The organism is Cupriavidus sp. CP313 (genome assembly GCF_054072015.1).
The window spans coordinates 37,703-58,635 of record NZ_JBSVZB010000030.1; the positions used below are offsets into that span (position 1 = coordinate 37,703).

Annotated in this window: 20 protein-coding genes and 3 tRNA genes; 3 read left to right on the forward strand and 20 right to left on the reverse strand. The window is 65.7% G+C overall.

Going from position 1 to position 20,933, the window contains the following annotated elements; all coding sequences use genetic code 11:
• Positions 1-15 precede the first annotated feature (15 nt).
• Complete coding sequence (locus ACW4E8_RS31300) at positions 16-945, forward strand: LysR family transcriptional regulator (protein WP_035818344.1); 930 nt, start codon at positions 16-18, stop codon at positions 943-945.
• Between the two features lie 18 nt (positions 946-963).
• On the opposite strand, the gene ACW4E8_RS31305 is transcribed toward ACW4E8_RS31300, so the two are convergent.
• From ACW4E8_RS31305 to uvrC, 6 genes are all read right to left on the reverse strand, one after another.
• Positions 964-2,196: a cation:proton antiporter domain-containing protein gene (locus ACW4E8_RS31305; RefSeq protein WP_456808063.1), complete on the reverse strand. Its 1,233-nt coding sequence runs from the start codon at positions 2,194-2,196 to the stop codon at positions 964-966.
• Positions 2,197-2,591: 395 nt separating this feature from the next.
• Positions 2,592-2,665 (reverse strand) — tRNA-Cys (locus ACW4E8_RS31310).
• Positions 2,666-2,785: 120 nt separating this feature from the next.
• A tRNA-Gly gene (locus ACW4E8_RS31315) sits at positions 2,786-2,861 on the reverse strand.
• Between the two features lie 60 nt (positions 2,862-2,921).
• A tRNA-Gly gene (locus ACW4E8_RS31320) sits at positions 2,922-2,997 on the reverse strand.
• A 172-nt stretch (positions 2,998-3,169) separates the two neighbouring features.
• On the reverse strand, positions 3,170-3,769 hold the full coding sequence (pgsA, locus tag ACW4E8_RS31325) for a CDP-diacylglycerol--glycerol-3-phosphate 3-phosphatidyltransferase (protein WP_316150654.1): 600 nt from the start codon (positions 3,767-3,769) through the stop codon (positions 3,170-3,172).
• 113 nt (positions 3,770-3,882) lie between these two features.
• A complete protein-coding gene (gene uvrC, locus ACW4E8_RS31330) occupies positions 3,883-5,955 on the reverse strand; it encodes an excinuclease ABC subunit UvrC (protein ID WP_456808064.1) in 2,073 nt (690 codons plus the stop codon).
• A gap of 122 nt (positions 5,956-6,077) precedes the next feature.
• On the opposite strand from uvrC, the gene earP reads away from it, so the two are divergent.
• The gene (gene earP / locus ACW4E8_RS31335) at positions 6,078-7,238 is read left to right on the forward strand and encodes an elongation factor P maturation arginine rhamnosyltransferase EarP (protein WP_456808065.1); all 1,161 of its coding nucleotides are present in this window, start codon (positions 6,078-6,080) and stop codon (positions 7,236-7,238) included.
• A 211-nt stretch (positions 7,239-7,449) separates the two neighbouring features.
• The gene (gene efp, locus ACW4E8_RS31340; RefSeq protein WP_456808066.1) at positions 7,450-8,010 is read left to right on the forward strand and encodes an elongation factor P; all 561 of its coding nucleotides are present in this window, start codon (positions 7,450-7,452) and stop codon (positions 8,008-8,010) included.
• 88 nt (positions 8,011-8,098) lie between these two features.
• Here efp and nagZ read toward each other — a convergent pair whose 3' ends face one another.
• From nagZ to rpoE, 14 genes are all read right to left on the reverse strand, one after another.
• The gene (nagZ, locus tag ACW4E8_RS31345) at positions 8,099-9,148 is read right to left on the reverse strand and encodes a beta-N-acetylhexosaminidase (protein WP_456808067.1); all 1,050 of its coding nucleotides are present in this window, start codon (positions 9,146-9,148) and stop codon (positions 8,099-8,101) included.
• Between the two features lie 29 nt (positions 9,149-9,177).
• A complete protein-coding gene (gene acpS, locus ACW4E8_RS31350) occupies positions 9,178-9,585 on the reverse strand; it encodes a holo-ACP synthase (RefSeq protein WP_114132452.1) in 408 nt (135 codons plus the stop codon).
• Positions 9,582-10,364, reverse strand: a complete 783-nt coding sequence (pdxJ, locus tag ACW4E8_RS31355; protein WP_456808068.1) for a pyridoxine 5'-phosphate synthase — start codon at positions 10,362-10,364, stop codon at positions 9,582-9,584. The genes acpS and pdxJ overlap by 4 nt, the downstream gene beginning before the upstream one ends.
• Before the next feature lie 41 nt (positions 10,365-10,405).
• Entirely contained in the window at positions 10,406-11,299 is an 894-nt protein-coding gene (recO, locus tag ACW4E8_RS31360) for a DNA repair protein RecO (RefSeq protein WP_456808069.1), read from the reverse strand.
• A 19-nt stretch (positions 11,300-11,318) separates the two neighbouring features.
• A complete protein-coding gene (gene era, locus ACW4E8_RS31365; RefSeq protein ID WP_456808070.1) occupies positions 11,319-12,257 on the reverse strand; it encodes a GTPase Era in 939 nt (312 codons plus the stop codon).
• Entirely contained in the window at positions 12,254-13,024 is a 771-nt protein-coding gene (rnc, locus tag ACW4E8_RS31370) for a ribonuclease III (protein WP_010814690.1), read from the reverse strand. The genes era and rnc overlap by 4 nt, the downstream gene beginning before the upstream one ends.
• A 1-nt stretch (position 13,025) precedes the next feature.
• Positions 13,026-13,418, reverse strand: a complete 393-nt coding sequence (locus tag ACW4E8_RS31375) for a DUF4845 domain-containing protein (protein WP_456808071.1) — start codon at positions 13,416-13,418, stop codon at positions 13,026-13,028.
• 50 nt (positions 13,419-13,468) lie between these two features.
• Positions 13,469-14,368: a signal peptidase I gene (gene lepB / locus ACW4E8_RS31380; protein ID WP_456808072.1), complete on the reverse strand. Its 900-nt coding sequence runs from the start codon at positions 14,366-14,368 to the stop codon at positions 13,469-13,471.
• Between the two features lie 108 nt (positions 14,369-14,476).
• Positions 14,477-16,270, reverse strand: a complete 1,794-nt coding sequence (gene lepA / locus ACW4E8_RS31385) for a translation elongation factor 4 (RefSeq protein ID WP_456808073.1) — start codon at positions 16,268-16,270, stop codon at positions 14,477-14,479.
• Between the two features lie 209 nt (positions 16,271-16,479).
• A complete protein-coding gene (locus ACW4E8_RS31390; RefSeq protein WP_456808074.1) occupies positions 16,480-16,764 on the reverse strand; it encodes a glutaredoxin family protein in 285 nt (94 codons plus the stop codon).
• Positions 16,765-16,790: 26 nt separating this feature from the next.
• Complete coding sequence (locus tag ACW4E8_RS31395; protein ID WP_456808075.1) at positions 16,791-18,275, reverse strand: DegQ family serine endoprotease; 1,485 nt, start codon at positions 18,273-18,275, stop codon at positions 16,791-16,793.
• A 133-nt stretch (positions 18,276-18,408) separates the two neighbouring features.
• A complete protein-coding gene (locus ACW4E8_RS31400; protein ID WP_456808076.1) occupies positions 18,409-19,488 on the reverse strand; it encodes a MucB/RseB C-terminal domain-containing protein in 1,080 nt (359 codons plus the stop codon).
• An 8-nt stretch (positions 19,489-19,496) separates the two neighbouring features.
• Positions 19,497-20,126, reverse strand: a complete 630-nt coding sequence (locus ACW4E8_RS31405) for a sigma-E factor negative regulatory protein (protein ID WP_456808077.1) — start codon at positions 20,124-20,126, stop codon at positions 19,497-19,499.
• A 115-nt stretch (positions 20,127-20,241) separates the two neighbouring features.
• Entirely contained in the window at positions 20,242-20,841 is a 600-nt protein-coding gene (gene rpoE, locus ACW4E8_RS31410) for an RNA polymerase sigma factor RpoE (RefSeq protein ID WP_456808078.1), read from the reverse strand.
• Between the last annotated feature and the right edge of the window lie 92 nt (positions 20,842-20,933).

A 20,933-nucleotide genomic window follows, 5' to 3' on the forward strand; every position in this document is an offset into this window, starting at 1 on the left:
ATTGATTATATCGATATGGACCATCGCCCCGACCCCCGTCCTGAACACCGCCCCCTGCGCCTGACGCTGCGCCAGCTGTCCGTCTTCGTTGCCGTGGCCCAGCATGGCAGCACCATGGCGGCGGCGCAGGCACTTGCGATGTCGCAGTCGGCCGTCAGCGCCTCGCTGGCCGAGCTGGAGCGCGCGCTCGACAGCCCGCTGTTCGACCGCGTGGCCCGCCGGCTGAGCATCAACGAGACCGGACGCCAGTTTTTCCCGCGCGCGCTGTCGCTGCTGGACCAGGCCCAGGAACTGGAGCGCTTTGCCACCCAGACCGGCGTGCAGCTGCGCATCGCGGCCAGCAATACCATTGGCAGCTACATCCTGCCGCCGCTGCTGGCGGGCTTCCGCCATTCGCGCAGCGGCCCATGCACGCTGGACCTGCGCATCGGCAATACCCGCGAGGTGCTGCAATCGTTGCTGCAGTTCGACGCCGATATCGGCCTGGTCGAAGGCGCCAGCCATGAGCGCGACCTGCGCAGCGTGCGCTGGTGCGACGACGAGATGGTGGTGGTGGTCGGCCCCTCGCATCCGCTTGCGGCCGTGCCGCATGACCTGGTGGCGCTGCGCGATGCCGAGTGGATCGTGCGCGAGCCCGGCTCGGGCACGCGCGAGGTCATCGAGGAACGGCTGGTGCCGCTGCTGGGCGAGTTGCGCTTCGCGCTGGAGCTGGGCAACGCCGAAGCCATCAAGCGCGCCGTGATGAGCGGCTTCGGCGTCAGCTGCTTGTCGCTGCATGTGGTGCGCGATGAACTGGAACGCGGCACGCTGGTGGCGATCCGCGACGGCCTGCCACGCATCGTGCGGCCGCTGCAGCTGGTGGTGCACCAGGACAAGTTCCCGACCCAGGGGCTGCTGGCCTTTACCGAATACCTGCGCACCATGGCGCCGCGGATCGGCGGCTGAGCCGCACCCAGGCTCCGGTCAGGCCGGCTGCGGATCCGCGCTGCGATTGCGCCGCGCCGTGTACAGGTCGAGCAGGTGGAACAGCACCGGATTGAGCATGATCGACAGCAGCGCCCCGGCCAGGATCAGCGCCTGGCCGCGCTCGGGCAGGATCTTCAGGTAGACGCCGAGGCTGGCGAGAATGAACGAGAACTCGCCGATCTGCGCCAGGCTCACGGCAATGGTCATGGCGGTCTGCCCGGAATGCCCGAAGGCACGCACGATGCCCAGCGCCGCCAGCGACTTGCCCACCACGATGATAAACACCGTCGCCAGCACGCCCCACGGGTCGTTGACCAGCACCATCGGGTCGAACAGCATGCCCACGGAAACGAAGAAAAGCACGGCGAAGGCATCGCGCAGCGGCAGCGACTCTTCGGCCGCACGATGGCTGAACTCGGACTCCGCCAGCACCATGCCGGCAAAGAACGCGCCCAGCGCGAACGACACGCCAAAGAGCGCATAGGCGCCGTAGGCCACGCCCAGCGCCGTTGCCAGGACGCCCAGGCGGAACATCTCGCGGTTGCCGGTCCAGACGATGCGCTCCAGCATCCACGGGATAAAGCGCCGGCCGATCACCAGCATCACCGCGACGAAGGCGGCCACCTTGCCCAGCGTCGCGAAGATCGCGAACACCACGCCACCGGTAGCCGGCGCGGCCTCGCCCGATGTTTCGCCGGCGCCCGCCAGCAGACCTGCCATGGCCGGCAGCAGCACCAGGGCCAGCACCATCGCCAGGTCTTCCACGATCAGCCAGCCGACCGCGATGCGGCCCTGCGGCGATTCCACTAGGTCGCGCTCCTGCAGGGCCTTGAGCAGCACCACGGTGCTGGCCACCGACAGCGCCAGCCCGTACACCAGCCCCTGCCCCCATGACCAGCCGAAGCCCCAGGCCACCAGCATGCCCATCAGCGTGGCGATGCCAATCTGCACCACCGCCCCCGGAATGGCGATGCGCTTGACCGCCATCAGGTCCTTGATCGAAAAGTGCAGCCCCACGCCGAACATCAGCAGGATCACGCCAAGCTCAGCCAACTCCGGCGCCAGGGCCTGGTCGGCGGTATAGCCGGGTGTATGCGGACCGACCACGATGCCCGCGCACAGGTAGCCGATCAACGGCGGCAGGCGCAGCCGGCTGGCGATGGCGCCAAGGATAAAGGCCAGGACGATACCGCCGACGATGGTACTGATAAGCGGGGTGGCGTGATGCATGCGTGCGGGATTCCTCGTGTCAGGGGCTGAACGGCTAACCCGCTCCCTGCCCAGGCAACCGCAACAGCGCATCCGGCGCGCACCAGCGGTCAGCGCGGGAAAGTCGCCGCAACAATCGGCAGCAGCATCGGAACGGGGAAGAACGGGAAGTGCCGCAGCGGCCCCGGACACGCCGGCGGCGCGTCACGGATCGGGGATGGCGATTGACATGCGGCCCCGCTATCCATCACGCGGAGCCCCCCGAAAAGCGTACGACAGGAGTAATGTAACATGCCCGCCACGTGCCCGAGGCGCGGAGATGGCGGACGATCCGGTGCCTGCTTGCCTGAACGCGAGGTAAGGAACTGGCCCGGAAAACAAAAACGGCGCCGCGAGGGCGCCGTTCTGCATGCAACTGGAGGCGGAGGTCGGAATCGAACCGGCGTACACGGCTTTGCAGGCCGCTGCATAACCACTCTGCCACCCCGCCAGGTGACGTGCTGCTGGATTGTATCCGCATTCAGCCGATGCTGCCGGAGCGCAGCTTTCGGCAATGTCTTGCGGCGATTCAACCCAAACAAAAAGGGAAGCGGTGCTTCCCTTTGGGGATTGGAGCGGGAGACGAGTCTCGAACTCGCGACCTCAACCTTGGCAAGGTTGCGCTCTACCAACTGAGCTACTCCCGCATACAACTTTTTACTGCCAGCCCCGCATCGTGCGAGCACGCTGCCGGACCTTCTTTAACCTGGAGCGGGAGACGAGTCTCGAACTCGCGACCTCAACCTTGGCAAGGTTGCGCTCTACCAACTGAGCTACTCCCGCAGGGGCACTACCGAAATCCAACTAAGGTGTTTTATGCCACAACACGCTGTTATCTCACAACATCTTGCGCTAAACCAACCTTATCTCGCTGCTTTCGTTTGCGTCGTCAGCAACGAGAATGAGATTATGCAAAGAACTGCTCTCGTCGTCAACACCTTTTCAAAAATTCTTTTCACTTCTGCGCGCCGGCGCGCGCCACCATCCCGCTGCGCTCGCGGATCTGCGGCCAGGCAAGCTTCATGTAATAGAACATCGACCACAGCGTCAGCACCGCCGCCACGTAGATCATCCACGTGCCGAGCAGGTGGGCATCGAAGCCGAGCAGGCGGTCGCTGTACAGCAGCAGCGGGATCGCCACCATCTGCACCGTGGTCTTGAGCTTGCCGAGGAAGTTCACCGCGACGCTCTTGGAGGCGCCGATCTGCGCCATCCATTCACGCAGCGCCGAAATGGTGATCTCGCGCCCGATGATCACCAGCGCGATCAGGTCCGTGACCCGGCCCAGCGCCAGCAGCGAAAGCAGCGCCGCCGTCACCATCAGCTTGTCGGCGACCGGGTCCAGGAAGGCGCCGAACGACGAGGTCTGGTTCCAGCGCCGCGCAAGGAACCCGTCCAGCCAGTCCGTGACCGCGGCAATGATGAAGAACGCCGCCGCCGTCAGGTTCTTGACGTGCATCGGCAGCCACGCGTCGGGCAGGTAGAACACGCCTACCACCAGGGGAATCATGGCGACGCGAAGCCAGGTCAGCAGGATCGGGAAATTGAAGGGCATGGAAATCGGGCGGCGGGGGACGGTAACCAATCTTGCGATTGTCGCCGATTTCCGGACCAATCGACCATCATTGGCCAATTTCCCACCCCGCACGCCCCCGCGGCCCCACGCGCTCAGTGCAACTGCCGGTAGATCTCTTCGGCCAGGCCGCGTGAAATGCCCTCGACGCTGGCCAGCTCATCGATGCTGGCGGCCATCACGCCGCGCAGCCCGCCAAAGCGGGTCAGCAGCTTCTGGCGCCGGCGCGCGCCAATGCCCTCGATCTCTTCCAGGCGCGAGGTGGTGCGCGTCTTGGCGCGGCGCGCGCGCATGCCGGTGATGGCAAAGCGGTGCGCCTCGTCGCGGATCTGCGCAACCAGCATCAGCGCGGCGCTGCCCTGCCCCAGTTCCAGCGAGGGGCGGCCATCGGCGAACACCAGCGTCTCCAGGCCAACCTTGCGGCCCTCGCCCTTGGCCACGCCGACCAGCAGCCCGATATCCAGCCCAAGCTCTTCGAACACCTGCCGCGCCACCTCGACCTGGCCCTTGCCGCCGTCGATCAGCACGATCTGCGGCACCTGCGCCGCGGCTTCGCTGCCGGCCTCCATGCCGCCGTCTTCCTGGATCTGCTCAACCAGCTTCTGGTAGCGCCGCGTCAGCACCTGGCGCATGGCCGCGTAATCATCGCCAGGAATGATGTCCTGGATGTTGTAGCGGCGGTATTCGCTGTTCTGCATGTCGTGGTGGTGGTACACCACGCACGACGCCTGGGTGGCCTCTCCGGCAGTATGGCTGATGTCGAAGCACTCCGCGCGCAGCAGCGCCAGGTCTTCCAGGTCCAGCCCGATGGTCTCGGCCAGCGCGCGCGTGCGCGCCTCCTGGCTGCCCTGCTCGGCCAGCCGGCGCGACAGCGCCAGCGCCGCGCCCTGCTGCGCCATCTCCAGCCAGACCTTGCGCTGGCCCTGCGGCTGGCGCACCAGCGTGACCTTGCGCCCGGCGTGCAGCGTCAGCGCCTCGAGCACCGTGGCATCGTCCGGCGCATGGCTGACGACGATGATAGGCGGCGCCGGCTGCTCCAGGTAGTGCTGCACCATGAAGGCCGACAGCACCCGCGTGGCGATGCGGTCGACGGTCAGCGGCAGCGCGGCTGCGGTGCTGTCCGCCCCCTCCTCGCGCTCCTCGGCGCGCTCATCGGCATCCTCGACGATCATCGCCGCTTCGTCAGCATGGGCCGGGAAGTAGGCCTTGTCGCCCAGATGGCGGCTGCCGCGCACCATGGCCAGGTTGACGCAAGCACGCCCACCCTCCACGGCGACGGCCAGCACGTCGATGTCGCGCGCCTGCCCGCCCACCTCTTCCACCGCCTGGCGCTTGAGCACGGTCGACAGCGCCGCGATCTGGTCGCGCACGGCCGCGGCCTGCTCGAACTCCAGCCGCTCGGCGTGCTGCTCCATCTTGCCCTGCAGGCCTTCCAGCACCTCGGTCTGGCGGCCTTGCAGGAAGCGCGCCGCGTTGGCGACATCGCGCGCGTAATCCTCTTCGCTGATGGCGTTGACGCACGGCCCGGTGCAGCGATGGATCTGGTGCAGCAGGCACGGCCGCGTGCGGTTGTTGAAGACGGTGTCCTCGCAGGTGCGCAGCTGGAACACCTTCTGCAGGATCTGCATGCTCTCGCGCACCGCATAGGCGCTCGGGAACGGCCCGAAGTACTGGTGCTTGCGGTCGGTGGCGCCGCGGTAGTACGCCATGCGCGGGAAGCGGTGACCGGTCAGCTTCAGGAACGGGTACGACTTGTCGTCGCGGAACAGGATGTTGTAGCGCGGCGCCAGCGCCTTGATCAGGTTGTTCTCGAGCAGCAGCGCCTCGGCCTCGGTGCGCACCACGGTGGTGTCGATACGGGCAATGCGCGCCACCATCATCGCAATGCGCGGCGATAACTGGGTCTTGTTGAAATAGCTCGATACCCGCTTCTTCAGGTCGCGCGCCTTGCCGACGTACAGTACATTGCCGGCCGCATCGAAATAGCGGTACACACCCGGCAAGCCGGGCAGGCGGGAAATGACCGGGCGCGGGTCGAACGGCTCCGGCGGCGCTTCAGTAGTCGCCTCGGCAGTCACCTCGGCTGGCCGGGCGGCCGGCGCTTCGGCCGGCATTTTGGCCGGAACTTCGTCGGCGGGTTTCGGGGAATCGGGTTGCTGGTCGGACATTGGGGACGGTGACCGCTACACGGCCTGCGCGCAGGAAAACGGCATGGCCTCTAAAATCGCAAGTTTAGAGCAATTCAGCGGGCGCCCTGCCCGCGTGCCCTGCCCACACGCCCTTACCTCTCATGCCTATCCGCTCCTGGGATATCTTCTGCACCGTGATCGACAACTTCGGCGACATCGGCGTCTGCTGGCGGCTGGCCCGCCAGCTGGCGCAGGAGCACGGGCACGCGGTGCGGCTGTGGGTCGATGACCTGGCCAGCTTTGCGCGGCTGGCGCCGGAACTCGATACCGGCGCCACCGTGCAGCGCATGGCGGGCGTGGAGATTCGTCCGTGGCGGCCGGGTGGCGATAGCGACGTGGATGACACCGCCGGGGTCGAGCCACACGATGCCGTCATCGAAGCCTTCGCCTGTGAGGTGCCGCAAGCCTTCCTGGCCCGCATGGCCGCGCGTGACCCCAAACCCGCCTGGATCAATCTGGAATACCTGAGCGCCGAGCCGTGGGTACGGGAGCACCATGCGATGCCCTCGCCCCATCCGCGGCTGCCGCTGGTGAAGCATTTCTTCTTCCCCGGCTTCGAGCCGGGCACCGGCGGCCTGCTGCGGGAATCGATGCTGGGCGCGCAGCGCGCAGCCTTCCTCGGCGGCACGGCCGCCCAGGCGGCCTTGTGGCACCGGCTGAGCGTGACACCCCGGCCCGATGCGCTGCGCGTGAGCCTGTTTGCCTACCGCAACCCGGCTCTGCCCGCGCTGCTGGAGCAATGGCGCGATGCCGCCGAGGCGGTCCATTGCCTGGTGCCCGCAGGCTTGGCCGCGGACCAGGTCGCCGAATGGCTGGGCGCCCCGCTGCGGATTGGCGACCCGGTGGAACGCGGCAGCCTGTGCGTGCAGCTGATCCCTTTCGTACGCCAGGAGCACTTTGACGAACTGCTGTGGGCCTGCGACCTGAACTTCGTGCGCGGCGAGGATTCCTTCGTGCGCGCGCAGTGGGCGGCGCGGCCGCTGGTCTGGCACATCTACCCACAGGACGATGCCGCACACCGGGCGAAGCTCGATGCCTGGCTCGACCTGTTTCGCCAGAGCGGCGTGGCGCTGGATGCGGCCAGCGCGCTGACGGAGTTCTGGCACGCCTGGAACGGTTTTGGCGTTCCCCTCGACTGGCCGCGTCTGCGTGCGCACCTGCCGGCACTTGCTGCGATCGCACCGCGATGGGAGCGGCGCATGCAGCATCCCGGCGATCTTGCTGCCAACCTGGTGGCGTTTTGCGAAAATCAGGTAAAATAATCGGTTGATTCAAATGGCGACCGGGCCGGAAAACCAGAGCCTTTCCCAGGCGTCAGACCGACGCTGGGCGAAGACCTGAATGCAAGCTGAGCACGGGGTCGCGAGCGCGTGAACGCCTCTCATTGGGGCTCACAGGCTCACCGCAGGTGATGCCGGCAGCGCGCCTTCGCCATTCCAAATTCCTACTTTCTATTTCAGGAAATCAGTTCAGATGAAAACCGCACAGGAACTCCGCGTCGGCAACGTATTCATGATCGGCACCGATCCGATGGTCGTGCAGAAGGCCGACTACAACAAGTCGGGCCGCAATGCCGCCGTGGTCAAGATGAAGTACAAGAACCTGCTGACCGAAGCCCCGGGCGAATCGGTGTTCAAGGCCGACGACAAGTTCGAAGTGGTCATGCTGGAGCGCCGCGAATGCACCTACTCGTACTTCGCTGACCCGATGTACGTGTTCATGGACACCGACTTCAACCAGTACGAAGTCGAGCAGGACAGCATGGGCGACTCGCTGAACTACCTCGAAGACGGCATGAACGTCGAAGTGGTGTTCTACAACGACAAGGCCATCTCGGTTGAAATGCCGACCACGCTGGTCCGTGAAATCGTCTACACCGAGCCGGCCGTCAAGGGCGACACCTCGTCGGGCAAGGTGCTCAAGGGCGCCAAGATCAACACCGGCTTCGAGCTGCAAGTGCCGCTGTTCTGCAACATCGGCGACAAGATCGAAATCGACACCCGCACCGGCGAATACCGCAGCCGCGCCAACTAAGGCGCTTGCTTCGCCCCGCTTCAGCGCGGGGCCGGTCAACAAAAATGGCAGCCTCGGCTGCCATTTTTGTTTCTGCACGAGACCCCGTTCAGGCGATCAGGTCGTGCTCTTTCAGCGTGCGCAGCGCGGCGCGGTACTCGCCCTCCTGGTGCAGCTTGTTCCAGTCCAGCGGCTTCCTGCGCGCGAACAGCTTGCGGATGCGGCGCTGCGAGGTCTTGTCGATGCCCACGTCCAGCTCGGTCAGCAACTGGTCGGCGCGCTCCGGATGGTTGCAGATCAGCACCATGTCGCAGCCCGCGGTCAGCGCGGCGCGCGCGGCCTCGGTGACATTGCCGGCGACGCTGGCGCCTTCCATGCTGAGGTCGTCACTGAAGATCACGCCCTCGAAGCCCAGCTGGGCGCGCAGCACATCCTGCAGCCAGTAGCGCGAGAAGCCGGCCGGGTTCGGGTCGACCTTGGGGTAGATCACGTGCGCCGGCATCACCGACGACAGCGACAGGCCCATCCACTCGTATGGGCGCGCATCCTGCGCCAGGATCTCGTCCAGCGAGCGCTCGTCGACCGGGATCGCCACATGCGAATCGGCCTCGACGTAGCCGTGGCCGGGGAAGTGCTTGCCGCAGTTGCTCATGCCGGCCAGCAGCAGGCCGTGGTTCAGGTGGCCGGCCAGCATCGACACCACGCGCGGATCGGCGTGGAAAGCGCGGTCGCCGATCACGGCGCTGCGGCCGTAGTCCAGGTCCAGCACCGGGGTGAAGCTCAGGTCGATGTCGCAGGCGCGCAGCTCGGCGGCCAGCACGTAGCCGCAGGCGACTGCCGCCTTGGTCGCGGCCAGCACGTCGCGCTCCCACAGTTCGCCCAGGCGGTGCATCGCCGGCAGGTGGGTGAAGCCGTCGGTCTTGCAGCGCTGCACGCGCCCGCCTTCATGGTCGATGCAGATCAGCACGTCGTCGCGCACCGCGCGGATGGCGCGCGTCAGCGCCTGCAGCTGCGCGCGCGACTCGAAATTGCGCGCGAACAGGATCACGCCGCCGGTCAGCGGATGCGCGATGCGGCGCGCATCCTCCGCGTCGAGCTGCTTGCCGACGACGTCGAGGACCACCGGGCCCGGCCGCTTGCCGGAGTTCTTCTTGGACATGGAAGTTGTTGGATTCACAAGGCTGTAGGTTAGGAAGCCGCCCCGCCCGCACGCTCGGCAATGGCGAAGGCGACGGCAAAGTCATGCTCGTCACTGACACTGACCCGTACGGTGAGCCCGCGTTCCGCCAGCCATGCGGCCAGCTCGCCATGGCACACCGGCGTGGGCTCGCCGGACGGCAGGTTCATCAGCTCCATCGCGCGCCACGTCATCGGCCAGCGCATGCCCAGGCCGATGGCCTTGGAGAACGCCTCCTTGGCAGCGAAGCGCGTGGACAGGAAGGCCAGCCCGCGCTTTTCGGAACGCGCCTTGCGGGCGTGGTACTTGGCCAGCTCATCCGGGCCCAGCACCTTCTCGGCGAAACGGCCGTTGGTGCGTTCCATCACGCCCTGCACGCGGGCGATCTGGATGATGTCGGTGCCGACGCCGTAGATCACGCCGGGGCGCCCGCGGCAGGATAGCGCGTGCCCAGGCGCGCGGCGACCATGATGGCCTTCATCTCGCGCACCGCGTTCTCCCAGCCCGCGAACACCGCATGCGCCACGATCGCGTGGCCGATGTTCAGCTCCTTGATGCCGGGCAGCGCGGCGATCGGCTGCACATTGGTGTAGTGCAGGCCATGGCCGGCGTTGACCACCAGGCCGTGCTTCTGGCCGGCATCGACGCCATCGGCGATGCGGCGGAACTCGAGCGCCTGCTCATCGGGCGTATGCGCATCGGCATAGCTGCCGGTATGCAGTTCGATCACCGGCGCGCCGCACGCGGCCGCCGCGGCGATCTGGTCGACGTCGGGATCGATGAACAGCGACACGCGGATGCCGGCACCGGCCAGCTGCGCGCACGCCGCCTTGACCTGCTCGAAGCGCCCGGCCACATCCAGCCCGCCCTCGGTGGTCACTTCCTCGCGGCGCTCCGGCACCAGGCACACGTCCTGCGGACGGATCTCGCAGGCGATGTCGAGCATCTCCTGCGTGATCGCGCATTCCAGGTTCATGCGCGTGGCCAGTTGCGGGCGCAGTGCGCGCACGTCGGCATCGCGGATATGGCGGCGGTCTTCGCGCAGGTGCAGCGTGATCAGGTCGGCGCCGGCCTGTTCCGCCAGCAGCGCGGCACGGATGGGATCAGGGTACACGGTGCCGCGCGCGTTGCGCAGCGTGGCCACGTGGTCGATATTGACGCCAAGGTCGATGACGCCCGGATTTGCGTGGAAGATCATGCGAGCAGGTGCAGGAGTAAGTCGGATGGTTCTTGAGTCGGTCAGAGATACTGCAGGTCGATCAGAATCTGGCGCGTCTTCAGTGGCGCGCCTTGCAGATAATAATGCAGCAGGAACCGCATCAGCGCGCGGCTTTGCGCGGCGGTCTGCGCGCGGCTGTAATCGTCCTGCGCCATGTCCAGCAGCGTCTGGCCAGTTACCACCGGCCACGACGACGGGTCGCTCGGCTGCGCGCGGCGCACGCCGCGCTCTGGCTGGTAGACATAGTCCAGGCCCGGCTGGACCCGCTCGCCGGTGCTCAGGCACTGGTCGAAGGCAACCGCGAAGCCGGTTTCCTGCAGCAGCACGCGTTCAAAGCTGCGCAGCACCAGCCCGGCTTGCTCGCCGTGCGCCAGCCGCGTCAGCGTCATCAGGTAATGGCGGAACAAGGCCGGATGCGCGTCCTCGCGCGGGCAGAAGCGCATCAGCAGCTCGTTCAGGTAGAACGCCGACAGCAGCGCGTCGCCGGCCAGCGGCGGCATGCCGCCGACCCACTCGGCCTTGGTCAGGGTCTTGACCTCGCCGCGGCCGCTCCATGACACCGAGACCGGGTGGAAATGCTGCAACACCGCGCGCAGCGCGGAGTGCGGGCGCTTGGCGCCCTTGGCGACCATCGAGATGCGGCCGTAGTCGCGCGTGAACAGGTCCAGGATCAGGCTGGTCTCGCGATACGGCCAGGCGTGCAGCACAAAGCCGGGCTGCTCGGCCACGCGCGACTCGGGCCGAGCCGGCACGATGCGCATGGCGCGGTCCATCATCGCGCGCGCGGCCGCGTCGGCCATGCCGGGCAGCGCCTTGCTGTCGAGCAGTTCGGCGGCCTCGTCGACCACGGGGTCGGCGCGGCGGGGCCGTGGCGCCGGCGCCGGCGCGCGCGCGATGTCAGCCGTCTTGCTCACTGGTCGCTCGCGGTTGTGCTCACTCGTAGCCGTACGCGCGCAGCCCTGCTTCGTTGTCGGCCCAGCCGCTCTTCACCTTGATCCACATTTCCAGGTAGACCTTGCCATCGAACAGCTTTTCCATGTCCAGGCGCGCCTCGGTGGAGATCGTCTTGAGCTTGGCGCCCTTGTTGCCGATGATCATGGCCTTGTGCGCGTCGCGCTCGACCAGGATGGTGGCAAAGACGCGGCGCAGGCGGCCTTCGGTCTCGAACTTGTCGATGATCACGGTGCTGGTGTACGGTAGCTCGTCGCCGGTCCAGCGGAACACCTTCTCGCGGATAATCTCCGAGGCCAGGAAGCGCTCGCTGCGGTCGGTCATGGCGTCGGCGTCGTACATCGGCTCGCCTTCCGGCAGGTAGGGCCGGAGGATCTCGAACAGGCGCGCGATATGGTCGTGGGTCTTGGCCGTCATCGGCACCACTTCGCGGAACTGGAACTGCTGCCCCATCTTTTCCAGGAAGGGCATCATCACTTCCGAGCGGTTCTCGCCGTTGACGCGGTCCAGCTTGTTGGCGATCAGCAGCACCGGCGTGTTCTTCGGCAGCAGCGACAGCACCCTCTCGTCGTCGGCGCCGTAGTAGCCGGCCTCGACCACGAACAGGACCAGGTCCACCGACGACAGCGTGGACGTGACCGCGCGGTTCAGCGAACGGTTCAGCGCGCTGGCGTGGCGGGTCTGGAATCCCGGCGTGTCGACGAACACATACTGCGCGTCATCCGTGGTCTGGATGCCGACGATGCGGTGCCGCGTGGTCTGCGCCTTGCGCGAGGTGATGCTGATCTTCTGGCCGACCAGCGCGTTCATCAGCGTGGACTTGCCCACGTTGGGGCGGCCGACGATGGCCACGGTGCCGCAGCGGAAAGCCGCGGCCGGGGTATCCGCCGCGTCTTGCTGCGGATGGGTAGATTCGGTCATTCCTTCAACCTGAGAGACAGCTGTGGGTCTTGCGGCACGGGTTGCTTGCGGGTCTTGCCGGTGCGCTCGGCGCGGCTGCGCTTGAGCAGCTGCGGCACCAGCTTCTGGACTTCATCCAGCGCCAGCTTGGCGGCGGCCTGCTCGGCGGCGCGCCGCGAGGCGCCGGTGCCGAACACCCGGACTTCCAGTTTAGGCACCGTGCACTCGACTTCAAACTGCTGGCTGTGCGCGGCCCCGTGTGTGGCGATTACGTTATATTGCGGCAGGGCAATCTTGTGGCCCTGCAGGTATTCCTGCAGCAGGGTCTTGGCGTCCTTGCCCAGCGTGCGCGGATCAACCTGCTCCAGGATCGGGATATAGAGCTTGCGGATCAGCGCCCGGGCGGCATCGAAACCGGCATCCAGGAACACCGCGCCGACGATGGCTTCCAGCGCATCGGCCAGGATCGACGGGCGGCGAAAGCCCCCGCTCTTGAGCTCGCCCTCGCCCAGGCGCAGGGTATCGGACAGCTGCAGCATCTGGGCGATCTCATACAGCGCCTGCTGCTTGACCAGGTTGGCCCGCACGCGCGACAGGTCGCCCTCGTCGAGCTTGCCGAACATGCCATAGAGCATGTCCGCCACGGCGCAGTTGAGCACCGAATCGCCCAGGAATTCAAGGCGTTCGTTGTGCTGGGCGCTGTGGCTGCGGTGCGTCAGCGCCTGTTGCAGCAATTCGGGCTTGCTGAATCGGTAGCCGAGTCGTTGCTGCAAGGCGTCGAGGTTCATATCAGTGCTGCGTTCCTGAATAGGTAATCAGTAGGCTCAGGGGTCCGTAGACGGGCACCTCGGTCCGGTACGAGAAATCGACCGACTGGATGGTGCCGTTCTCGTCTTCCCGGATCAGGAGGTCCTCGCCCTTGACTGCGGTAATCCGGTCGATGACTGCCTGTTTTTCAAAAAAGTCGACCACTTCGCGCTTGTTGGCGGCGCGCTGCTTGGCATAGCTGGCGGCGCGCTTGACCGAAAAATACTCCACCAGGCTCGGGATCGCGCGCAGGGCCGGCAAGGCCACTCCGATCACGAACACCACGATCACCAGCAGCGTCCAGACGGAAAACCCGCCCATGCCCGCCCGGCGTCGTGCCGGATTCCTGCCCCCCACCTTCCCAAATTGACCCATGATGCGCTTGTCCTCGTTTTGCGTTGAGTGTTCTTGCGCCGCGGGGATTCTTATTTAAACGTTCCCACGCGTCCGAAATTGCCCAGGTTCATCCAGATCACAAAGGCCTTGCCGACGATATTCTCGTCCGGCACGAACCCCCAGTAACGGGAATCCAGGCTGTTGTCCCGGTTGTCACCCATGACGAAATAGTGACCTGCAGGTACCTTGCAGGTCACACCCTGCTGATTGTAAGTGCAGTTTTCCCGGTACGGGAAATCCGGGTCCGCCCCCGCGATAAACGCCGGGCGGTCGGCGTCGTTCAGGATGCCATGATCGACGCTGCCCGGCAGCTTTTCGCGGAAATGCTTGGAATACGCCAGGCGCTCCTCGTCCAGGAATTCCGGCAGCGCGGTGTACGCGGCCGGCTTGCCGTTGATGGTCAGGCGCTTGTTGGCATACTGCACCACGTCGCCCGGCACGCCGATCACGCGCTTGATGTAGTCGAGCGACGGGTCCTTCGGGTAGCGGAACACCATTACGTCGCCGCGCTGCGGCTCGCCCATGTCCACGACCTTCTTGTTCACCACCGGCAGGCGAATGCCGTACTCGTACTTGTTGACCAGGATGAAGTCGCCGATCAGCAGCGTCGGGATCATCGAGCCGGACGGGATCTTGAACGGCTCGACCACGAACGAGCGCAGCACGAACACGGCCAGGATCACCGGGAAGAAACTGGCCGAATACTCCAGCCACCACGGCTGGCGCAGCTTTTCCTCGGCCAGGCGCTTGCGCGTGGCGTCAGCTTCCGCCGCGCCGAAGCGGCCCTGCAGGTCGGCCTGGCGCGAATCGAACTCCGCCAGCGCCAGCCGCGCCGAAGAGCGGCGCTGCCGCTCGAACACGAGCTTGTCCGCAACCCACGCGACGCCCGTAATCACCACCAGCACAAAAAGGATCAGTGCAAAATTCATGACGGCTTCTGGTTCTTGGAAATCCTGGTACAGCCTTTGTTATTGCCAGGGCATCACGCTGTGCAAGCGCTGCCCACGCCAACGCGCGCAAGCGCGCGATTTGCCAGTTTATTTGTCGTCCACCTGCAGGATGGCCAGGAAAGCCTCCTGCGGGATCTCGACCGTACCGACCTGCTTCATCCGCTTCTTGCCGGCCTTCTGCTTTTCCAGCAGCTTCTTCTTGCGCGTGATGTCGCCGCCGTAGCACTTGGCCAGCACGTTCTTGCGCAGCGCCTTGACGTTTTCGCGCGCAATGATATTCGCGCCGATGGCGGCCTGGATCGCCACGTCGTACATCTGGCGCGGAATGATCTCGCGCATCTTGGCCGCGACCTCGCGGCCGCGGTATTGCGAGTTCGAACGGTGCACGATCACCGACAGCGCATCGACCTTGTCGCTGTTGATCAGGATGTCGACCTTGACCACGTCCGACGGGCGATATTCCTTGAACTCGTAGTCCATCGACGCATAGCCGCGCGACACCGACTTCAGGCGGTCGAAGAAGTCCATCACGATTTCCGCCATCGGGATTTCGTAGGTCAGCTGCACCTGCTTGCCGTGGTAGCTCATGTTGATTTGCGAGCCGCGCTTCTGCGTGCACAGCGTAATCACCGAGCCGACATATTCCTGCGGCATATACAGGTTCACGGTGACGATCGGTTCCAGGATCGCCTCGATCTTGCTCGGGTCCGGCATCTTCGCCGGATTTTCCACGGTGACCATGGTGCCGTCGCGCATCTCGACCTGGTACACCACCGTCGGCGCGGTCGTGATCAGGTCCATGTCGAACTCGCGCTCCAGGCGCTCCTGCACGATTTCCATGTGCAGCAGGCCGAGGAAGCCGCAGCGGAAGCCGAAGCCCAGCGCCTGCGACACTTCCGGCTCGAACATCAGCGAGGCATCGTTGAGCCGCAGCTTTTCCAGGGACTCGCGCAGCGCCTCGTACTGGTTGGCCTCCACCGGGTACAGGCCGGCGAACACCTGCGGCTTGACTTCCTTGAAGCCCGGCAGCGGCGCCTCGGCCTTGCGTTGCACGGTGGTAATGGTGTCGCCGACCTTGGCCGCCTTCAGCTCCTTGATGCCGGCGATGACGAAGCCGACCTCGCCCGCCGTCAGCGCATCGCGGGGGATCGACTTCGGCGTGAACACGCCCACCTGCTCGACCAGGTGCTGTGAGCCGTTGGCCATCAGCAGTACCTTGTCCTTGGGACGCAGCGTGCCGTTGACCACGCGCACCAGCATCACCACGCCAACGTAGTTGTCGAACCACGAGTCGATGATCAGCGCCTGCAGCGGCGCGTCGGCGTTGCCCTTGGGCGGCGGCACCTTGGCGATCAGCGCCTCGATCACGTCCTGCACGCCCTGCCCGGTTTTGGCCGAGCACGGCGTGGCGTCCTGCGCGTCGATGCCGATCACGTCCTCGATCTCCTGGATCGCGTTATCGGGGTCGGCCTGCGGCAGGTCGATCTTGTTGAGCACCGGCACCACTTCCACGCCCAGCTCGATCGCGGTGTAGCAGTTGGCCACGGTCTGCGCCTCAACGCCCTGCGAGGCGTCTACCACCAGCAGCGCGCCTTCGCAGGCGGACAGCGAGCGGCTCACTTCATAGCTGAAGTCGACGTGTCCCGGGGTGTCGATCAGGTTCAGGTTGTAGACCTGGCCGTCGCGCGCCTTGTAGCTGAGCGCAGCGGTCTGCGCCTTGATGGTGATGCCGCGCTCCTTTTCGATATCCATCGAATCGAGGACCTGCGCTTCCATCTCCCGATCCGACAGCCCTCCACAAAGCTGAATGATCCGGTCGGCCAGGGTGGACTTCCCATGGTCGATATGGGCAATGATCGAAAAATTACGGATATGGTCCATCTAGTGTTCAGGGGAGCGCCGGCGTGAGGGCCCGGGCGGCAACAAGCGGTTGAGCGGCCCGGCGCCGCGCGCCGCAAGGCGTGCGCGGGCGTACCGCAGGTTCGGGGGGTGCAATTTTTGCGCCAATCCCGTAATTTTACCGGATTTTCAATGACTTCCGGGTCGTCAAATGGCGGCGTGGCGCGGTTGGCGGCGGTTACCGGCGGGGATCAGCGGGTGGTGTGCGCGCCACCATGTGCGGCAAGCCACACCCTTGCGGCCGCTTCGTCGAGGAAATAGTGGCAAAGCTCCACGGCGCTGCCTTGCAAGGCTGCTGGCGTGCCCGGCATCAGTACCGGCACCAGCTCGCCAAAGCGGTCTTCCAGCCCCGCATCGGCATCGACATCCACCTCATGCAGGGTGAAAGAAAAATCGCGCCGGAGCGGCTCCAGCGCGACCCTCATGTCTTCGCAAAGGTGGCAGTATGCCCGGCCGTACAGCGTCAGCGCGGGCATACCAGTCACGGCGCGATCACGGCGGATCAGCGGCTGGACGTGGCGCCCGGACGCAGCGTCAGCACCTGGGTGGCGTCGCCGCGCCGCACGAACACCGCGGCAATCCGGTTCTTGTCCAGGCTACGCACCAGCTCGTTGAACTGGCGGGCGTTGGTCACGTCCGTATCGCCCAGGCGCAGGATGATGTCGCCCGGACGGATGCCGGCACGCAGCGCCGGGCCGTCGGCCACTTCCACCTCAACGCCCGACTTGAGCTTGAGCTCCTTCAGGCGCGCCTCGGGCAGGTCGTTGACCACCAGGCCAAGCGCGTTGGGCTTGCCGGCCTGTGCCGCGCTGTCGTCCTTGGGCGTTGCGCCGCTGCGGGCCTTCGCCTTGCCGTCCGGCTCCAGCTCGGTGACGGTGATCGTGACCTCGCGGGTCGCGCCCTTGCGCCACAGCTGCAGCGGCACGCGCGTGCCCGGCTTGGTCTCGCCCACCATGCGCGGCAGGTCCGAGGCCCGCTCGATATCGCGGCCGTTGAACTTGAGGATGATGTCGCCGGCCTCGATGCCCGCCTTCTCGGCAGGACCGCCTGGCTCGACGCTGCCGACCAGCGCGCCGCGTGCACGGCCCAGGCCCAGCGAATCGGCCACCTCCTTGGTGACGTCGCCGATCGCCACGGCGATGCGCCCGCGCGTCACGCGCCCTGAGGTCTTGAGCTGCTCCGACACGCGCATTGCCTCGTCGATCGGGATCGCGAACGAGATGCCCATGTAGCCGCCGCTGCGGCTGTAGATCTGCGAGTTGATGCCGATCACCTCGCCGCGCAGGTTGATCAGCGGGCCGCCGGAATTGCCGGGGTTGACCGCCACGTCGGTCTGGATGAACGGCAGGTAGTCGCCCGTGTCGCGGCCCTTGGCCGAGACGATGCCGGCGGTCACGCTGTTGTCCAGCCCGAACGGCGAGCCGATGGCCAGCACCCACTCGCCGGCGCGGACCTTGTTGGAATCGCCCAGCGGCAGGCGCGGCAGGCCGCTGGCCTCGACCTTGAGCAGCGCCACGTCGGTGCGCTTGTCCGAGCCGATCAGCTTGGCCTTGAATTCGCGCTTGTCGGGCAGCGTCACATAGATGGTTTCGGCGTCGGCCACCACGTGCGCGTTGGTCATCACGTAGCCGTCCTGGCTGATGATGAAGCCCGAACCCACGCCGCGGCTCTGCTCTTCCTGCTGCGGCGGCTGGCCGCGGCGGGGGGCGCCGGGCGCCGGGGCACCGGGCATCGGCACGCCGAAGAAGCGCCGGAAGAATTCCGCCATCTCGTCATCGCCGCCGGGCGCACCGCGCTGGCGCACGAGTTCCGTGGTGCGGATATTGACGACGGCCGGGCTGGCCTTTTCCACCAGGTCGGTGAAATCGGGCAGGTTGTAGTTGGAGGCGGCAGCCTGGGCATGGCTGACTTCGGCAACAGTCGGGCCGAGCAGCATCATGGCAACCATGACCACGGCCCGCGCCAGGGCTGGAGATCTGAACATCATCGACAACTCCCGGGATTCAGCGAATAGAAGAGAAACCATCTGGATGTGATCCCGTGGCGGGGACCCCTGCGCAGGTTTCATGGAGCCGGCGCCGGGACAGAGTCCGGCGGCGTCGGCTGCACCTGCGTCAAGCTCAGTGTACCGCCTTGGGCGGGCGATACTCCACGGCCGTCGCAAACTGCCGGACGGTGCTCGCCGGCACCTCGCCCACCACGGTAATCCAGAAATCGGCAATCCGGCGCACCACGACCTGGGTCGCGCCGAGCGCGGCCACGCCCTCGCGGCGCACACGTTGCTCGGAAACCGGTTCAATGAAGACCGACAGGCCGGTCAGCCCGTCGCTGTAGACGACCTGCAGCACTTCGAAGACCTGGCCGCGCGCGTTGCCTGGCGTGGGCGCGCGCAGCTCGCCGAGCGGACGGCGCACTTCGCGGATTTTCTGGAAGCCCTTGAGCGGCACGGCAATCGACCAGCCCTCGTCGGCGATATTGGTCGGCTGGTAGGTCACCTCATAGCGATTCCAGCTGCTGGAATTCTTGATCGCACTGAGGATACGCTGCTTCTCGGACGGCACCCCGATCTGCACCTGCGAGAACGCGACCTGCTCCAGCACCTTGCCGCCGTCGCCGATGGTCTGCGCGCGCATCAGCAGGCCGGAGTTTTTCTCCGCCCACAGGCGCACCGCATAGCGCGCGGCATCGTGCGGCTCCAGGGCAAAGACCTCGCACTCCATGCCCGCCACCCGCTCGGCGGGCATCTTGCGCATGTCGTACAGGTCCAGCACGTCGTTCTTGTTGGTGGCGAGCAGCGCCGGGAAGCGGTCCTTGGCTTCCTGCTTCTCCACCACCACCAGCTTGGCTTCGGGGATCAGGCTGTGCACCACGTCATTCTGCCGCAGCACCTCGCGCGGCTTGCCGTCGAGCGTTTCCAGGCGTTCGTACTCGTTATGGACGAGATCGCTGTAATGCTGGATACGCGAGGCGTGCATGACGCTGCCGCGCTGATAGATCAGCGTGCCGACATAGTTCTCGCGCTGTGCGGCTTTGTGGATCTTGTTGAGCCAGGCGGTGGCGTCGCGTCGGTTCAGCGTACTATCTGAAGGCTGCGCGGTGGCCGCGGCAGCGCTCAGACACAAGGCCAGAAAAAAGGACCTACGCAGGGCCCTGATTTTCTGTGCGCCCACTACATAGGCGGGCGACCCTCCTTTATGCATGTCCGGCATTATTCCTGCGTATTTTCCTGAGTGAAGTTTGCACCGTTGGCAACCGTGCGCATGGTGGGCACGAACGCATCCGTTGCCACTGACGTGCGATGGGCACGCAGGTATTCGTCCAGGCGCGGGTCGCGGATCATCTGGGGACTTTCCGCCGCCACGGTAACGATGCCAGAGGCCGGGCCGGCCGCGGGCTGGTCGGCGCGCGCCACCACGGCATCGGGCGTGGCCAGCGTGGCGGGGCCGCGCATCTGCGGCACGACCACCCAGCTGACCGCTGCCACGGCGGCAGCAATCGCGGTGCCCGGCATCACGCGGCGCACCCACGACGGCCTGACCAGCAGGCGGTGGCGGGCGCTGGCCTGCGCCACTGCCGGCACCAGTACGTGCGGCTCGGCTTCCAGGCGCGCGGAGAAACGAGAGAGGAAAGCAGTGGTGGAACCCGCGTGCGTCAGGTCTTCTGAACGCAGCGTGTCGCCGATCAACTGGTAAGTGGCCCAGTCGGACATGCCGGCATCGCCTTTCGCGAGACCCAGCACGGCATCGACTTCGTGCGCCGCCAGTTCGCCATCCATCAATACGGAGATCTGCTCCGCTGCTTCCACTACATGAACCGACTGCTTATGAGCCTGACCCATTTCCCACCCCAAGACATTCCATTGAACACCGATAATCCCGTCACTTCTGTCGCTTATCGATGCAGGAATACGCTGCAACGCTGGCTGCACGACATTCTTCTTTACTACCCGACTACTACCACCGCTTGCCCTCTGCCGTTCCCAGCAGCGGACGCAATTTCTCGGCAATCGCCTCGCGCGCCCGGAATATCCGCGAACGCACCGTGCCGATCGGACATCCCATCGCTTCGGCGATCTCCTCATAGCTGAGGCCCTCGATCTCGCGCAGCGTGATGGCAGTCCGCAATTCCTCCGGAAGGGCCTCCATTGCGCGGTTCACCGTCTCGGCGACCTGGCGCGTGTGGAGCATCGACTCCGGCGTATTGATATCCCTTAGTTGCTCACCGTCCGCAAAAGTTTCAGCCTCTTCTGCATCGATATCGCTGGACGCTTCCGGGCGGCGGCTCTGGGTGGCCAGGTAGTTCTTGGCCGTGTTGACGGCGATCCGGTACAGCCACGTATAGAAGGCCGACTCCCCGCGGAACTGGGGCAAGGCGCGATATGCCTTGATAAAGGCATCCTGCGCCACATCCTCCACCTCAGCGGGGTCCCTGACCAGGCGCGAAATCAGGCGAATGATCTTCCGATGGTATTTGGTCACCAGAAGTTCAAAGGCCCGCTTGTCGCCCTGCTGGACGCGTTCAACTAGGAGCTGATCGGCTTCGCGTTCGCTCACGTATGGCTCACCTGCAGTGTATCTCTTGGTTTGGTCGTCACGACAAACGTTGTATTTTACCTACGATTCTAAGCCCGCCCGGTGAAGCAACG

Bases quoted from the DNA above. Each gene is read 5' to 3' on its own strand.
- ACW4E8_RS31300 (WP_035818344.1), top strand. From the start codon at position 16: ATGGACCATCGCCCCGACCCCCGTCCTGAACACCGCCCCCTGCGCCTG.
- ACW4E8_RS31305 (WP_456808063.1), bottom strand. From the start codon at position 2,196: ATGCATCACGCCACCCCGCTTATCAGTACCATCGTCGGCGGTATCGTC.
- pgsA (WP_316150654.1), bottom strand. From the start codon at position 3,769: ATGCCCTTCAATTTCCCGATCCTGCTGACCTGGCTTCGCGTCGCCATG.
- uvrC (WP_456808064.1), bottom strand. From the start codon at position 5,955: ATGTCCGACCAGCAACCCGATTCCCCGAAACCCGCCGACGAAGTTCCG.
- earP (WP_456808065.1), top strand. From the start codon at position 6,078: ATGCCTATCCGCTCCTGGGATATCTTCTGCACCGTGATCGACAACTTC.
- efp (WP_456808066.1), top strand. From the start codon at position 7,450: ATGAAAACCGCACAGGAACTCCGCGTCGGCAACGTATTCATGATCGGC.
- nagZ (WP_456808067.1), bottom strand. From the start codon at position 9,148: ATGTCCAAGAAGAACTCCGGCAAGCGGCCGGGCCCGGTGGTCCTCGAC.
- pdxJ (WP_456808068.1), bottom strand. From the start codon at position 10,364: ATGATCTTCCACGCAAATCCGGGCGTCATCGACCTTGGCGTCAATATC.
- era (WP_456808070.1), bottom strand. From the start codon at position 12,257: ATGACCGAATCTACCCATCCGCAGCAAGACGCGGCGGATACCCCGGCC.
- rnc (WP_010814690.1), bottom strand. From the start codon at position 13,024: ATGAACCTCGACGCCTTGCAGCAACGACTCGGCTACCGATTCAGCAAG.
- ACW4E8_RS31375 (WP_456808071.1), bottom strand. From the start codon at position 13,418: ATGGGTCAATTTGGGAAGGTGGGGGGCAGGAATCCGGCACGACGCCGG.
- lepB (WP_456808072.1), bottom strand. From the start codon at position 14,368: ATGAATTTTGCACTGATCCTTTTTGTGCTGGTGGTGATTACGGGCGTC.
- lepA (WP_456808073.1), bottom strand. From the start codon at position 16,270: ATGGACCATATCCGTAATTTTTCGATCATTGCCCATATCGACCATGGG.
- ACW4E8_RS31390 (WP_456808074.1), bottom strand. From the start codon at position 16,764: ATGCCCGCGCTGACGCTGTACGGCCGGGCATACTGCCACCTTTGCGAA.
- ACW4E8_RS31395 (WP_456808075.1), bottom strand. From the start codon at position 18,275: ATGATGTTCAGATCTCCAGCCCTGGCGCGGGCCGTGGTCATGGTTGCC.
- ACW4E8_RS31400 (WP_456808076.1), bottom strand. From the start codon at position 19,488: ATGCATAAAGGAGGGTCGCCCGCCTATGTAGTGGGCGCACAGAAAATC.
- ACW4E8_RS31405 (WP_456808077.1), bottom strand. From the start codon at position 20,126: ATGGGTCAGGCTCATAAGCAGTCGGTTCATGTAGTGGAAGCAGCGGAG.